We start from the raw sequence: 15,449 nt of genomic DNA, 5'->3' as shown, positions 1-15,449 counted from the left end.
AAGTTGTTGTTGTAGTTGTTTGCCCGTCAATCTGTGCCAATTGCGCGGTAATTTCAACAGGTCTCATCGTGACTGATGAGTTCTCATTGGGACGATCGTATTAATTCGCCTGCGGTGTTCACGAACCCCCAACGGATGTGTTTAGAATGCCTCTCAGCACCATTGCCCAGCGATCAGCTCAGGGGTCTTTCGACACTTGGAACTGACCAAAAAAACAAGAACGTAGACGGGCATGCAGACGCTGACGAACTCCGCAAGTGCGGGTCGAGCCGTGGCTGTGCCGTCATCAGAGTGAGGTTGCCCAAGGGGCGCCCTCATCGTGGGATGCCATGAATTTCATTCTTTACTCGGATGTGAACGACCGCTCGATCAGCCAGAGTCTCGGCCGTCCTGAATACAGCTACTACTTCGTGCTCAAGGCTTATCGTCCGGTTCTTGAGAGTCTTGGCCGGGTGCATGTGGTGGACTCGGTCGGCGAGGTCGATCCGCTGTTTCGGCGTCTTGCCGCCGAAGGTGAAGAAGCTCTGTTCGTGTCGTTCGCGCCACCCCACAAGACTCCCTGCGACCTGAGCTGCCCGACGCTCTGCGTAGTGGCCTGGGAGTTTGACTCGATCCCCACCGAACACTGGGACAACGACTTTCAGCAGGACTGGAGTCGCACCCTGGCGCGCCATGGCCGTGTGATCACCCTGTCAACGCATACCGCGCAAGCCGTGCGCCGGGCGTTGGGTGAGGACTTTCCGGTGCTGGTGCTGCCAACACCGCTGTGGGAGCGATTCGCCGAGATTCGTGAGCAGTTTCCGAGTACCCCGGTCAATCCGGGCGCCACTCTGCAGATCCAGGGTTGCATTATCGACAGCCGGGGCTTGGGGTTGTCCGCTGACGGCCTGATCGCGCCCATTATCCCTGAGCCAGAACCAGAGCCAGAGCCAGAGCCAGAGCCAGAGCCAGAGCCGATTCCCGAACCCGAACCGCTCGTTGTCGTCGAGGCGCCGTCACTGACCTGGCGGCGCCGGCTGTTCATCGCCAAGCATTACCTGCGGCAGACCTACATCGAAGGCTTTAGCGACCTGCTGCCGGACAGCCTGCGGGCACGGCTGCGTGGCAACCGCCCGGTCGAAGCAGTAGCAGAGCCGGAGCCGGAGCCGATGGTCGAGGTGGAGCCGGAGGTGGAGGAGGTGATCGTCATCGAAGCGCCGGTCGAGGAGATGCACCCACAAGCGCAGTTTCCCGCGACCGATGCAGTGGTCGAAACCCAGGTCGATGGCGTGATCTACGTCAGCGTGTTCAACCCCGATGACGGGCGCAAGAACTGGCACCAGTTGATCACCGCGTTCTGTTGGGCGATGCGTGATGTCGAGGACGCGACCCTGGTGTTGAAAATGACCCAGAAGGACCTGTCCACCTATTACGTGCACATGCTCACGCTGTTGTCGCAACTCTCGCCCTTCAGTTGCCGCGTGTTAGTCATGCATGGCTATCTGGACGATCAACAGTTTTCCCGGCTGTACGGCGCCGCCAGTTTCTATGTCAACGCTTCGCGCTGCGAAGGTCTGTGCCTGCCGTTGATGGAGTTCATGGCGTGCGCCAAACCGGTGATCGCCCCTCGGCACACGGCGATGCTGGATTACATCGACGACAGCGTCGCGTTCATCGTCGACTCCAGTCAGCAACCTGCGATATGGCCGCAGGACTCGCGGATTCTGTATCGCACGGTTTCCCATCGCCCGGATTGGGGGTCGTTGAAAAATGCTTATCTGGCCAGCTACCAAATGGCGAAAGAGCAGCCCGAGCGCTACCAGGTGATGGCGCTGGCGGCTAACGAACGCATGCGTGAGTACTGCAATTTCGCTGGGGTACAGCAGCGCCTTGGCGATTTTCTCGACGATGTGCCGCAGGTGCAGGTCGCTGTGACGGGGGCCGCATCATGCTGATCATCATTCATTCGGAAACCAACAAAAGTAACATCGAGCAGAACCTCGGTCGGCCCGAGTACAGCTATTACTTTGTGCTCAAAGAGTTCCGCCCGGTGCTGGAGCGCATCGGCCAGGTGATCGAGGTGAGCGACCCGGACGAACTGGTCGATCGCCTGTATTTCGATTGCCGCAGCCGCGGCGAAGACTGTGTGTTCCTGTCGTTCTCGCCGCCTCATCGCACGCCGATCCACTACGCCTGTCCTACCATTCCGGTTTTCGCCTGGGAGTTCAGCACCATTCCCACCGATACCTGGCACGGCGAACCCCGCCACGACTGGCGCGTGGTGCTGGAGGCCGCCGGTGCCGCTATCACCCATTCCAGCTTCACCGTACAGGCCGTGCGTGATGCCATGGGCCCGGCCTATCCCGTCAGTGCCATTCCGGCGCCGGTCTGGGATCGCTTTGCCCATCGCGGCCAGGCTCTGGGGCAATCTGCGCTGGCGCAACGGGTGACGCTCAACCTGCGTGGCCTGTTGCTCGACAGTCGTACCCTCGACTTGCGCCCCTATGGTCCGCCTGCGTTGCGCGAGGGCGAGCCGGTGTCTTTCGACAGGCCGGTGGGGGATTGCCAGGTCGAACTGGACGGAGTGATCTACACCTCGGTGTTCAATCCCTACGATGGCCGCAAGAATTGGCAGGACATGCTCAGTGCGTTCTGCACGACCTTCCGCGATACGGCAGATGCCACGCTGGTGTTGAAACTGACCCACCATGACATCTCTGATGCGTTGAACGACATGCTCCACCACCTGTACAAGAATCAGTCGTTCCGCTGCCGTGTGGTACTGATCCACGGCTTCCTGGCCGACGCGGATTATGAGCGCCTGGTGGAGGCCACCAGTTTTGTGGTCAACAGTTCGTTCGGCGAGGGCCAGTGCCTGCCGCTGATGGAGTTCATGTCCTGCGGCAAGCCGGCTGTTGCACCGTTCAACACGGCGATGGCGGACTATATCGACGCCGATAACGCCTTCATCGTCGACTCCACTGACGAACTCACCGCCTGGCCCCACGACCCGCGCGCGGCTTACCGCACGCTGCGTTATGTGACCAATTGGGACTCGTTGTGCTCGGCGTATCAAGCCAGCTACGCCGTAGCCAAACACGATCAGGTGCGTTATGCGCGCATGGCCGCCCATGCCGTCAACCGGCTGCAAGGGTTCTGCAGCCAGGCGGTCGCCGAGCAGCGACTGCGCATGTTCCTTGCGGACGTGGCGGCACAGGCGAAACCGGCGTGATCGGGCGTCTGCTCGATTGGCTGCGCCCTGCGCCTGCACCGGTGGTGGAACCTGAAACTGCGGTGTCGCCGCGTGATTGCGGCTTCACCGATGCGGTGCTCGATGGCTGGTTTCTCGGTGCCAGCGGCGAGTTGCTCAAGGGCTTTGCCATCAGCGCCGACGATACGCTGCTGGATGTCGGCTGCGGCGAAGGGGCGGCGACCTTGTTTGCCGTGCGCCAGGGCGCGTCGGTGATTTTTACCGACAGCGAACAGGATAAGGTCCGCGACCTCGCTCGATTGGTCGAGGCACAGAGTCAGGCTCCGTCCTTGGGCCTGGTCAGCAATAGCCTGCCGTTACCCCTGGCGGATGGCTGCGCGAGCAAAGTGGTGTGCATGGAGGTGCTGGAGCACGTCGACGAACCCGAGCGGTTCATGGCCGAGCTGGTGCGCATGGGGCGCCCGGGCGCCCAGTATTTGCTCAGCGTGCCGGCACCGGTGGGTGAACACCTGCAGCAGGGGATAGCCCCGGCCGGTTATTTCCAGGCACCGAACCATGTGCAGATTTTCTCCCACGAACGTTTCGGCGCATTGGTCGAAGACGCCGGGCTGATCATCGAGCACCGCCAGGCCACCGGCTTTTTCTGGGTTATGGGCATGATCTTCTTCTGGGCCAGCGAACGCGCGGCTGGCAAGGACATGGGCGGGGCGGTGCGTGACCGGATCCAGGCACCGTACCCGCCGCTGATGGAAGGCTGGGCGCGTACCTGGCGTGACCTGCTGATGCAACCCGACGGGCTGGCGATCAAGCGGGTGCTGGATCAGTTCATGCCCAAGAGCCAGGTGATCATTGCCCGCAAACCGAAAGCCGAGGACCAGGCATGAGCAACACGCGGATCATGGACATCGAACTGTTGCGCGGTATCGCCGTGCTCGGGGTGCTGTTTCATCATTTGCAAGGCAGCTTGTTTGCCACGCCGTTGCCACTGTTGGATGCGATCCATGCGCTTGGGCAACCCTGGTGGGGCGTCGATCTGTTCTTCGCGATCTCCGGTTTTGTCATTGCCCGCAGCCTGATTCCCGCCTTGCAAGGCTGCACCACGCGTCAGGAGTACTGGCAGCAGACACGCAATTTCTGGCTGCGCCGCGCCTTTCGCCTGTTGCCATCGGCCTGGCTGTGGTTGGCGCTGATGCTGCTGGCCTGCCTGTTTCTCAACCGCTCCGGCGCCTTTGGCAGCGTGAGCGCCAACCTGCAGGCGACGCTGGCCGGGGTGTTGCAATACGCCAACTTTCGTTTCGCCGACAGTTTCTTCCACTACGAATATGGCATCAGTTTTGTGTACTGGAGCCTGTCGCTGGAGGAGCAGTTCTATCTGTTATTCCCGCTGCTGATCCTGCTGTGCCGCAAGTACCTGGTGTGGGCGTTGCTAGCGCTGGTGGCGGTGCAACTGTTGACCCTGCGCACACCGATCCTGATGGTGATCCGCACCGACGCCCTGGCGCTCGGCGTATTGCTTGCGATGTGGAGTGCGCAGTCGGGTTACTGGCGTTGGGAGCCGACTTTTCTGCGTCGGTCTTGGGCGGGGGTATCGCTGTTGCTGGCGATCGCGTTGCTTATGAGCTTCCTGGCGACCGATCGTTTTACCTTCACGAATTACCGCATCGGTGCCATTGCCGTGCTCAGTGCGGTGCTGGTCTGGCTGGCGTCCTACAACCGCGATTACCTGATGCCGACGGGCTTGTTCAAGACCCTGATGACCTGGATCGGCAGCCGCTCCTACGGCATTTACCTGATTCACATCCCGGCCTACTCGCTGGTGCGGGAGCTGACCTTTCGTCTTCAGGCGGCCTCGCTGCCGAGCCCGGCCGGGCATCCCGTCGTCACGCTGGTGCTGGCATTCGGGCTGATCGTGCTGTTGAGCGAGCTGAACTATCGCTTGATCGAAATGCCCATGCGTAATCGCGGCGCGGCGCTGGTGAAACGCTTGAGTGCGTCCCGCAACCCCCTGCCATCACCTGGAGTTACCTCATGCTGAGCCTGCTGAAGAAGCTGACCGCGGGCGCTGCTGCCCCTGCACCTGTGCAACCTGAGGCTGCGCCGGTCACCGCACCCATGAATAAAGTCGATCCTTACATGCTGGGCTTGCGCGATGCGGTGCTCAGTGGCTGGTTCAACCAGAAGACCGGCGAACTGTTTACCGGTTTCCCGGTGACCGCTGACGACACGCTGCTGGATGTCGGCTGCGGCGACGGTGGAAATGTGCATTTTTGTGCCACCCGTGGCGCGCACATCATCATTGCTGATATCGACGCGGCCAAGGTCGAAGCCACTCGCCAGCGCCTGGGCGATACCATTGCGCAAAGCGTCGAATGCCATGTCACCGATTGCGCGCCGCTACCGATTGCCGACGCAACGGCGACCCGCGTGGTGTCCACCGAAGTTATCGAACACGTCGACGACCCGGCGCAGTTCCTCTGCGAACTGGTGCGCGTCGGCAAACCCGGTGCGTTGTATCTGCTGAGCGTGCCGCACCCGAGTTCCGAAGACCTGCAAAAGGGCATCGCGGCCGACGAGTATTTCCAGAAGCCCAACCACATTCGCATCATCAGCGAGGCGCAGTTCAAGCAGATGGTCGGCGATGCCGGGTTGGAAGTGATCAGTCATAGCCAATACGGCTTTTACTGGTCGCTGTGGATGCTGTTGTTCTGGGAAGCCAAGGTCGAGTTCAGCAATCCCGATCACCCGTTACTCAATCACTGGGCCGAGACCTGGAATGCAGTGCTGGAATCACCGCGCGGGGCGCAGATCAAACAGGCGCTGGATGGGGTGGTGGCGAAAAGTCAGGTGATCATTGCCCGCAAGCCGGAGGCTGCGTAGGCTGGCGTGATTTGCACGAGCACTGCCCCTTGTAGGAGCGAGCCTGCTCGCGAAGAACCTGAGTTCGCCGCAGGGTGTCAGGTTAACAACGTCATCGTTGAAGACCTTCGCGAGCAGGCTCGCTCCTACAAAGGCAGTGCCGTAGCAGCCACAGGCCAGTTATGTCGACGATTCATTTCCTGCGTTGTGCACTGCTGTGCAGCCTCGCGCTCCTAGGCGGTTGCGGGCAATCAAGTACGCCGTCCCTCGATCAACAACTCTACATCTGGCAACGGCAATGGACCCCGGCCCATGCCGAGGCCCTGGCGCAATCGCGTGACGGGTTTTCAACCCTGCGAGTGTTGGCGCTGCAAAATCATCCACACGCTGGCTGGCGCCGGGCGCAGATCGATAGCGCCCTGTTGAAAATCGACGCGCGCCCATTGATTGCGGTGGTGCGGCTAGATGGGCAGCTCAAGCAGCTGGACGCTAGCGAAACCATCAAACAAATCCTTCAGGTAGCCGCCGATTGGCAGGCCCAGAGCCTGACGCTGGCGGGTGTGGAAATCGACCACGACGCCGGGACCGCGCGGCTGCCGGCCTATCGGCAGTTTCTCCAGACGTTGCGTAATGCGCTGCCGGTTTCCTTGAAATTGAGCATCACCGCATTGCCGGCCTGGCTCGACAGCCCGCAGCTGCCCGGTCTTCTGGCGCAAGTCGACAGCAGCGTGTTGCAAGTACACGCCGTCAGCGATCCCAAACGGGGTTTGTTCGATCCGGTGCAGGCCAAGCAGTGGGCGGAGCGCTGGAGCCGGGCGACTGACAAACCGTTCTACCTGGCATTACCGGCCTACGGTATCGCCGTGCTGCCGGGCGATGGCGGGGCGCCGCTGGTGGAAAGCGAGGTACCCATCGAGCAGGGTGGGCAGCGCCGTGAACTGATGGCTGACCCGCAACAACTGTCGACCTTGGCCGCTCAATTGCGTCATGCACCGCCAGCCCATCTCGCCGGCCTGATCTGGTTTCGCCTGCCGCTTGCGGGTGATCGACGCGCCTGGAGCCTGACCACTTTGCGCGCTGTGGCCCAGGGCAATCCGCTGCGCAGCGGTTTGGCACTGAACCTTTCCGGTAACGACGGTCTCTACGACATCGTCCTGCGCAATGATGGCAACCTCGACAGCGCCTTGCCGGCACGGCTGACGCTGGCGGCGACCCAGTGTGAGGCGGCAGACGGGCTCAACGGCTACGCGTTGCAACAGACACCAGGGCAACTCGAATTCAGCCGTCTCAAGGACGGCCGCCTGCCTGCCGGTGCCCAGCGCACGTTGGGCTGGGCACGCTGCACAACCATCGATCAAGGAGGTTCACATGTTTTCCCGTAACGGGTCGCGGCTGTTGTTGGCCATTAGCCTGAGTGTGCCGCTGGGCACGGCGCTGGCCTGCGGACCGGATTTCCCACTGCGCCTGCTGGGCGATCGGGCACAGACCCTCGGCGAGTTGCCGGAAGGCAGTTTCCAGTTCGAGGTCAATCGACTGGGCAAGGCGATTACCGGGCTCAAGCCGGCGACGGCCACGGTTCCCCGTTATGACTATGGCAGTGACGAAGATCCCTACCTGAAGGCGCGGACTGCGGCGGAGCAAGTGGGCTTGAACGACGCTCAGCGCACGCTGGTGGCGCAGTTGCGAACCTTGAGCACTGCTCAGCGAGTGCAAGCGGAGAGCGCGGGCCTGGCCGCCGAACTGAGCCTGTACACGGCCGGCGCGGTCGCTTTCAATGCCGGCGACGCGGCGCTGGCGGCGGAGTATTTCCGCCAAGTGCTGGCGTTGCCGGCCGATCAGCGTGGGTTGCGCAGCACCTGGGCGGCGTATTCGCTGGGCCGGGCGTTGGTCGCTGTCAGTCAGCAGGCCAGCGAGCTGGATGACGCCGAGCGCCACGACCTTTTGCAACAGGCGCGCGAGGCCTTTTCCCAGGCCCGGCAACTGAGCATCGACGGCTTCAGCGACCCATTGGACCTGGGCATTGCCAGCCTGGGTGAAGAGGCGCGAGTGGTGCGTCAAGCCGGTGACTGGAACACGGCTGTCGAGTTGTATGCCAGCCAGAGTTCGCTGGGGTCGCCGGTGGGTTATAGCTCGCTCAAGCAGTTGGTGCAGGAACTCAATGCGCTACCTGAGGCCCAACTCAATCGCTTGCTCGAGGGCAAGGCGGTGCAGCAGTTGGTCACGGCGGCGCTGATCAGCCATGTCGGCTGGTCGTTTGGCGAACAACCGCCGACTGAGCAAAAAATGATCAAGGCGCTGCTGCATAACACCGCCGGCAGCCTCGACAATGCCGATCGCCTGGCGGCGCTGAACTATCAGGTGGGTGATTACGCTACCAGCAAAACCTTGCTGGAGCATGCCGGTGACGGCGGCCTGGCGTGGTGGTTGCGGGCGAAAATTGCCCTGCGCGATGGCGACAAAGCCTCGGCCGTGAGCGCTTACGCAAAAGCGGCGAAAGCCTTTCCGCAGGACGAGGATTGGGGCTATCGCGACACGGCGAGTGGCGACTTCGAAACCCTCAAGCCGGGTTGCCGGGTCGAGGGCGAAAGTGCCTTACTGGCCCTGGAGCGCGGTGACTACCTGCAAGCCTTCGAGCAGCTCTATCGCAGCCAGGACCTGTATTGGCAGGATGCGGCGCAGGTGGCGGAACGCGTACTGACGGTCGATGAACTCAAGCAGTTCGTCGATCAACAGGTTCCGGCTCCGGCCCCCCTGACTCAGGCGCAGCGCGACAACTACGAGCCGATCCCGGTAGCCGCGCGATTGCGTGATCTGCTGGGGCGTCGCTTATTGCGTGAACAGCGCTTCGAGCAAGCGCCGGCGTACTTCGAAAACCCGCAATTGCAGGTGCTGGCCAAGGAATACGGTGACTTACGCGAGCAGGCGCAATCGGGATGGTGGCCGACCAAACGCGCGCAAGCTTTCTACGACGCCGGCCGTTTGGCCCGTGAGCATGGCATGGAGTTGCTCGGTTACGAGATGGCGCCGGACTACGCCACCTTCGAGGGTAATTTCAGCCTGGACATCCCTGAGATCAAGCCTGCACCGCTGATTTCCGATGCCGAGGTACAGCGCCAACAAGCCAGCGCCGCGCAACCCGATCTGCGTTTCCATTACCGCTACGTCGCCACTGGGTTGGCGAGCCAAGCGGCCGATCTGTTGCCCCACAGCAGCCAGGCATTCGCCGCGGTGCTTTGCCAGGCTTCGGGTTGGGGCACCAGCCTTGCCGACCAGAGCGCGTTATACCGGCGCTATGTCGAACAAGGGCCGTACGTGCCTTGGGCGGAGAACTTCGGGCAGCAATGCCAGCAACCCGATTTCACTGCGGCCAACAAACGTTACGTGACCCAGTCGCTGGACGGTCTGCGTACGGGCTTGCGCCCCTACAAACGTACGTTGCAGGTGACTGCGATCCTCCTGGTGGTTGGCGCCGGCTTGCTGATGCTGCGCCGGCGCCGGGCGCGTTAAGAAAAGGTGGTTACATCTGGGTCGCCATCCCCTCGACATTCATCGCGGCCTGACGCAAGGCCTCGGAGCGTGTCGGGTGTGGGTGGCAGGTCAGCGCGATATCCTCGGCCGAGGCCGAGAACTCCATGGCCACGCAATACTCGCCAATCATCTCGCTGACACTCGGTCCGACCAGATGCACGCCCAGGACCTCGTCGGTGCGCTCGTCGGCGAGGACTTTGGCAAAGCCTTCAGTTTCATGGTTGATCTTGGCCCGGCTGTTGGCGCTGAACGGAAATTTGCCGACCTTGTAGGCGTGTCCCTCAGCCTTGAGTTGCTCTTCGGTCTTGCCGACACTGGCCAGTTCCGGCCGGGTATAGATCACGCTGGGGATCAACTCGTAGTTTACTTCGCCAGCCTTGCCGACGATTTGCTCGACGCAGGCCATGGCTTCGTCTTCGGCCTTGTGGGCGAGCATCGGCCCCGAGGTGACATCACCGATCACCCAGAACCCGGGCACTTCGGTGCGATGACCACGGTTGCTCAGCATGCCGCGTGAATCAGTGGTCAGGCCTACGTTTTCGAGGCCAAGGCCCTGGGTGAACGGCCGGCGTCCGATAGCCACCAGCACATAATCCGCCTCGAGTGATTCGGCACTGCCGCCCGCCGCCGCTTCCAGGCTCAGTTGCACGCCTGTGGGGGAGGGGGTTGCTGCAGTCACTTTGGTGCCCAGTTTGAAATTGATGCCCTGTTTGCCGAGGGCGCGTTGCAGGGTTTTACCCGCTTCCAGGTCGGTGCCCGGGCAGATGCGGTCGAGGTATTCAACCACCGTGACCTGCGCTCCGAGACGACGCCAGACCGAGCCAAGTTCGAGGCCGATCACCCCGGCCCCGATGACCACCAAATGTCTGGGCACTTCGCTGAGGGACAGGGCGCCCGTGGAGTCGAGAATGCGCTGGTTGTCGATGGTGACGCCAGGCAGCGGCGTCGGTTCAGAGCCTGTGGCGATAATGATGTCCTTGGCCAGCAGTTCTGTTTTATTGCCCTCGACGTCGGTGACGCTGACCTTGCCCGGGCCATCGATATGACCCCAGCCTTTGATCCACTCGACCTTGTTCTTGCGAAACAGGAATTCGATGCCCTTGGTCAGGCCAGCAACGCTTTCTGCTTTCTGTTTCATCATCTGCGCCAAATTGAGCGTCGGCTTGACCTCGATCCCCAGGTGGGCAAATTCCGTTCCCATCGCCGCTTCATAGAGTTCGGACGCGTGCAGCAGTGCCTTGGACGGCATGCAGCCCACATTAAGGCAGGTGCCGCCCAGCGTCGCTCGGCCTTCGACACAGGCGGCCTTGAGCCCCAGTTGGCCGGCGCGGATCGCCGCGTTGTAGCCGCCGGGGCCGCCTCCCAGAATCACGATGTCGTAGGTGCTCATGGCATTACTCCTGTGTCGGTGTGCGATGGAGATTAAACGTAGCGACCAGATAATATTATGCTTGTAATATTTGCGCTGCGCAGATTCAAAGTCAAGCCGTCATGATTATTCGAACTGCGCCGAAAATTGACAGTCAACCACAGTGAGGGCGTGCCTGTGCAGGCGTTCTTCTGCCTGAAGGACAGGTTTAACGACAGCGTTCTGTGCGCTATGACCGATGGAAAAAGGCGTATATTTCGATAGCCTGCTAATTTTCTACTATGGTCTACCCTCATGACAGACGTCTGGAACAGGGGGTTTTCATGCTCGCTCAACTTCCACTGGCTTTGCAGAACCTGCATTTGCCACTGCGTTTGCGACTCTGGGACGGCCACGAATTCAACCTGGGCCCGGCGCCCAGTGTCACTATCGTGGTCAAGGATCCGCAGATGGTCTCGCAGTTCACCCACCCCAGCCTCGACCTGCTCGGCGCAGCTTTTGTTGAAGGCAAGCTGGAGCTGGAAGGCTCGATCAGCGATGTGATCCGGGTGTGTGACGAGTGGAGCCAGGCGCTGCTCAACGAAGACGATGACAGCCAGCCGGTACGCACCGCCCACGACAAAGCCACCGACGCGGCGGCGATCTCCTATCATTACGACCTGTCCAATGCGTTCTATCAGCTGTGGCTCGACAGCGACATGGCGTACTCCTGCGCCTATTTCGAGACCGGCAGCGAAACCCTCGAGCAGGCGCAGCAGGCGAAATTCCGTCACCTGTGCCGCAAGCTCCGGTTGCAACCGGGGGAATACCTGCTGGACGTGGGCTGCGGTTGGGGCGGGCTGGCGCGCTATGCCGCGCGGGAATTCGGGGTCAAGGTGTTCGGCATTACCTTAAGCAAGGAGCAGTTGGCTCTGGCGCGGGAGCGGGTGAACGAAGAGGGGCTGCAGGATCAGGTCGAATTGCAGCTGCTCGACTATCGCGACCTGCCGCAGGATGGCCGTTTCGATAAGGTGGTGAGTGTCGGCATGTTCGAACACGTCGGCCATGCCAACCTGGCCGAATATTGCCGGACATTATTTGGTGCGGTACGTGAAGGCGGCCTGGTGATGAACCACGGGATTACCGCCAAATCGATCGATGGGCGTCCGGTGGGGCGGGGCGCGGGTGATTTTATCGAGCGCTATGTGTTCCCCAATGGTGAGTTGCCCCATCTGTCGATGATCTCCGCCGAGATCAGTGAGGCCGGACTGGAGATCGTCGATGTCGAAAGCCTGCGCCTGCACTATGCGCGCACCCTGGATCACTGGAGCGAGCGGCTCGAAGACAACTTAGATGCCGCGGCCAAAGAGGTTCCGCAGCAAGCGCTGCGTATCTGGCGCTTATACCTGGCTGGCTGCGCTTATGCCTTTGCGCGGGGCTGGATCAACCTGCACCAGATTCTCGCAGTCAAAGCCCACGCCGATGGCAGTCACGAGTTGCCCTGGACCCGCGACGATATCTACCACCCCTAGAGAATCGGCGAAATCAGCCGGGCGACCCGCATGCCGAGCTGTTGCAGGCGGTGGGTTTGCCGGCCTGCATCCTTGTTCAGTTCTTGCGACAGGGCAAAGTCCTGTTCAAGCATGCGCTCCACTTCGCCAGCGAAGACGCTGTCCACGGTGAGCAGCATCACCTCGAAGTTGAGCCTGAAGGAACGGTTGTCGAGGTTGGCGCTGCCAATGGCGCTGATTTCACCGTCGATCAACACCACCTTCTGGTGCAGGAAACCGGGCTGATAGCGAAACACCCGAACGCCGGCGCGCACAGCTTCGAACGCATAGAGGCTGGAGGCGGCGTAAACGATGCGGTGGTCCGGTCGCGACGGCAACAGCAGGCGCACGTCGACGCCGCGCAGGACGGCCAGGCGCAGGGCGGCGAATACTGCTTCATCGGGGACGAAGTAGGGGCTGGTGATCCACACTCGTTCGGTCGCCGCGTGGATGGCCTCGACAAAAAACAGCGAGCAGGTTTCATAAGGGTCCGCCGGCCCACTGGCCAGCAGTTGGCAGAGAACGCCGTCATCCGGATAGCTTTGCGGCAGGATCAGCGGTGGCAACTCCCGTGCTGCCCAGAACCAGTCTTCAGCGAACGACTCTTGCATGCAGGCCACCACCGGCCCGCTGACCGCCACGTGGGTGTCGCGCCACGGCGACAGTGGCGGCTTGGCGCCCAGGTACTCATCGCCGACGTTATGCCCGCCGACAAAACCCTGCAGGCCGTCGACCACGACGATCTTGCGGTGATTGCGAAAATTCACCTGGAAGCGATTGAGCCAGCCGCTGCGGGTGGCGAAGGCTTTGACCTGCACGCCGGCGTCGCGCAGGGTCTGCACATAGCTGTGGGGCAGGGAATGGCTGCCAATGCGGTCATAGAGCAAATACACCGCGACCCCTTGCGCAGCTTTTTCCAGCAGCAGGCTTTGCAGGCGGCGCCCGAGTTCGTCGTCATGGACGATGAAAAACTGGATCAATATCGCTTCGCGTGCCTGCTCGATGGCGTCGAAGATTGCGTCGAAGGTGGCATGACCGTTGATCAACAGCCGCACCTGATTGTTTGCCAGGCAGGGCATCCGCCCCAGCTTGGGCATGGCGCGCAGAGAGGCGTAGGCGGCTGAAGCACGGGCGGTCAGCGCTTCTTCGACCCACGGTCGCCAGTTCAAGTCGGCGATGGCCCGGCGCATCTGTTCGTTGGCCTGGCGTCGGGCCTTGATGTAGGCATCGAAAGTACTGCGGCCGAACACCAGATAAGGAATCAGGGTCAGGTAGGGGATGAAGACCAGCGACAGTGCCCAGGCGATTGAGCCTTGTGCGGTGCGCACGGTGAGAACGGCATGGATGGCCGCAATCGAGCCCAGGGAATGAATGAGCGCGATCAGGTAGGCAAAAAGATGAGGTCCGAAAAAATCCATGGGGCAACCTTGCTCCGGAGAATTCAATGCCTAACAGACCATGTTCCAGGCGCAATGTCGCTATTTAATTCGCCATGCAACCGAAGTAGATTGGCGACGTCTAACGGCCATTACTGACTGGGAGTTACTTGATGAACGTACGTCTGCTGGGTTGGCTCATGGCTGTTGGCTTGTCGGTTCCTGTCGCCGCGCAGGCGCAGATGCTACAACCGGGGTTGTGGGAACTGACCTCGAGCAATATGAAGGTCGATAACCAGAACCTGCCGGACCTGCAATTGATCCTCAGCCAATTGGGCAATCAAATCACTCCGGCGCAGAAAGCGGCGCTGGAGAAGCAGGGGATCAATATGGGCGGCAAGGGGATTCGTGTGTGCCTGACCCCGGAGCAAGTGAAGACGGACGATATCCCGCTGCAAGACCCGCAATCGGGCTGCAAGCAAGAGGTCACCGACCGCAGTGGTAATCAGTGGAAGTTCCGCTTCAGTTGCCCGAAAGCCCAGGGCACAGGCGTCGCCACTTTCCTCAGCGACCGCGAGTTCAATGCTTCGGTCAACGGCACCTTCAATGCCACCGGCATTCAGCAAGCGGGCAGCATGGACACCCGCGCCGTATGGCTGGGGCAGGATTGCGGCACGGTCAAACCGCGCGCCTGAAGTCTGCACTTACGGTGCTGCGCCCTCGCGAGCGAGCGTCCCGCCACGCAATCGCTCGCAGGCCGCGGCAATATTCATCTGACCCAAATTCTCACCCTCGCCGCTGCGCAGGCTGACGAAGTCGCCGGCCATTTCCCGCTCGCCCACCACTAATAGATAAGGCACCGCTTGTGAGCGGTGCTGACGGATTTTGTCGGCGATTTTCTCGTTGCGCACGTCGGAGTTGGCTCGTACTCCGGCTCGACGCAGGGCGTCGGTCACCGACTGGGTGTATTCGATCTGGCGCTCATCGACGCTCACCACCATCGCCTGCTGTGGTGCTCGCCATGCGTCGAGCTCTTGCTGATCGGTCCAGCACACCCCGTAGATCCGCTGCCGTGCGCTGCCATTCACATGCGCCAGGCTGAAGGCGCGCAATACATTGGTGGACGGGGCGTGGGGACCTGCGCCGACCGTGGCGCAGTGCGCCAACTGATACAAGGCCAGGACATGCCGGATGGAGTGATTGGCCAGCGCCAGGGCGTACATCCTCGCTTCGATCAGGCGCAGATCATCGGGGTGCAAGGTTCGGCTGTGGGAGAACTCGCAATAGAAGCCGTCACCGACCACTGAGCCGGCGAGGATGCTGGCGCGAGCGTGCAGTTGCTTGATCGCCATTGCCAGCAGGAGGGCGCAGGAGCGTCGAAGGATTTCCAGGCCTTCAGGTTCGCGGGCGGTCACAATGCCCACGCGGGCGTTATGGCGGATAACGAAGGCGCAATCGACCAGGGTACCGTTGACCCGACCGGCGACGGCGGCCCTGGCCAGGCCCAGGCCAATACTCGACGCCAGCTCGGAGACGGAGAGGGGTTGGTCGAACTCACGCAGTGTGCCGTCTGGCAGAGTGATCTGGAGCATGCTCAGTGA

Annotated in this window: 12 protein-coding genes; 9 read left to right on the top strand and 3 right to left on the bottom strand. The window is 61.5% G+C overall.

What is annotated here, in order from left to right:
• Window positions 1–329 precede the first annotated feature (329 nt).
• The 7 genes from KW062_RS00600 to KW062_RS00570 all read left to right on the top strand — a co-directional run bounded on the left by KW062_RS00600 (window position 330) and on the right by KW062_RS00570 (window position 9,553).
• Window positions 330–1,934: a glycosyltransferase gene (locus tag KW062_RS00600; RefSeq protein WP_105753536.1), complete on the top strand. Its 1,605-nt coding sequence runs from the start codon at window positions 330–332 to the stop codon at window positions 1,932–1,934.
• Entirely contained in the window at window positions 1,928–3,211 is a 1,284-nt protein-coding gene (locus tag KW062_RS00595) for a glycosyltransferase (RefSeq protein ID WP_105753537.1), read from the top strand. Before KW062_RS00600 ends, KW062_RS00595 begins: the two co-directional genes overlap by 7 nt.
• Complete coding sequence (locus KW062_RS00590; protein WP_027616734.1) at window positions 3,208–4,074, top strand: class I SAM-dependent methyltransferase; 867 nt, start codon at window positions 3,208–3,210, stop codon at window positions 4,072–4,074. The genes KW062_RS00595 and KW062_RS00590 overlap by 4 nt, the downstream gene beginning before the upstream one ends.
• Window positions 4,071–5,225, top strand: coding sequence for an acyltransferase family protein (locus KW062_RS00585; RefSeq protein WP_105753538.1), 1,155 nt, complete (start codon window positions 4,071–4,073; stop codon window positions 5,223–5,225). The genes KW062_RS00590 and KW062_RS00585 overlap by 4 nt, the downstream gene beginning before the upstream one ends.
• The gene (locus KW062_RS00580) at window positions 5,219–6,067 is read left to right on the top strand and encodes a class I SAM-dependent methyltransferase (protein WP_105753539.1); all 849 of its coding nucleotides are present in this window, start codon (window positions 5,219–5,221) and stop codon (window positions 6,065–6,067) included. Before KW062_RS00585 ends, KW062_RS00580 begins: the two co-directional genes overlap by 7 nt.
• Window positions 6,068–6,228: 161 nt before the next feature.
• On the top strand, window positions 6,229–7,428 hold the full coding sequence (locus KW062_RS00575) for a DUF3142 domain-containing protein (RefSeq protein ID WP_105753540.1): 1,200 nt from the start codon (window positions 6,229–6,231) through the stop codon (window positions 7,426–7,428).
• Entirely contained in the window at window positions 7,415–9,553 is a 2,139-nt protein-coding gene (locus tag KW062_RS00570) for a hypothetical protein (protein WP_105753541.1), read from the top strand. The genes KW062_RS00575 and KW062_RS00570 overlap by 14 nt, the downstream gene beginning before the upstream one ends.
• Before the next feature lie 10 nt (window positions 9,554–9,563).
• Here KW062_RS00570 and lpdA read toward each other — a convergent pair whose 3' ends face one another.
• On the bottom strand, window positions 9,564–10,964 hold the full coding sequence (gene lpdA, locus KW062_RS00565) for a dihydrolipoyl dehydrogenase (RefSeq protein ID WP_105753542.1): 1,401 nt from the start codon (window positions 10,962–10,964) through the stop codon (window positions 9,564–9,566).
• 302 nt (window positions 10,965–11,266) lie between these two features.
• Between lpdA and cfaB the strand changes: the two genes are divergently transcribed.
• Window positions 11,267–12,454: a C17 cyclopropane fatty acid synthase CfaB gene (gene cfaB, locus KW062_RS00560; protein ID WP_027616740.1), complete on the top strand. Its 1,188-nt coding sequence runs from the start codon at window positions 11,267–11,269 to the stop codon at window positions 12,452–12,454.
• On the opposite strand, the gene cls is transcribed toward cfaB, so the two are convergent.
• Window positions 12,451–13,890, bottom strand: coding sequence for a cardiolipin synthase (gene cls / locus KW062_RS00555; protein ID WP_105753543.1), 1,440 nt, complete (start codon window positions 13,888–13,890; stop codon window positions 12,451–12,453). The genes cfaB and cls overlap by 4 nt on opposite strands.
• A gap of 131 nt (window positions 13,891–14,021) precedes the next feature.
• On the opposite strand from cls, the gene KW062_RS00550 reads away from it, so the two are divergent.
• Entirely contained in the window at window positions 14,022–14,543 is a 522-nt protein-coding gene (locus tag KW062_RS00550) for a DUF3617 domain-containing protein (protein WP_027616742.1), read from the top strand.
• 9 nt (window positions 14,544–14,552) lie between these two features.
• On the opposite strand, the gene KW062_RS00545 is transcribed toward KW062_RS00550, so the two are convergent.
• Window positions 14,553–15,440: a His/Gly/Thr/Pro-type tRNA ligase C-terminal domain-containing protein gene (locus KW062_RS00545; protein WP_027616743.1), complete on the bottom strand. Its 888-nt coding sequence runs from the start codon at window positions 15,438–15,440 to the stop codon at window positions 14,553–14,555.
• Window positions 15,441–15,449: the final 9 nt, after the last annotated feature.

It is taken from the genome of Pseudomonas fluorescens, from assembly GCF_019212185.1.
In the GTDB taxonomy this organism is placed as follows: domain Bacteria; phylum Pseudomonadota; class Gammaproteobacteria; order Pseudomonadales; family Pseudomonadaceae; genus Aquipseudomonas.
Note: the sequence above shows the minus strand (reverse complement) of the source record. Positions and strands in the feature narration are given on the sequence as shown.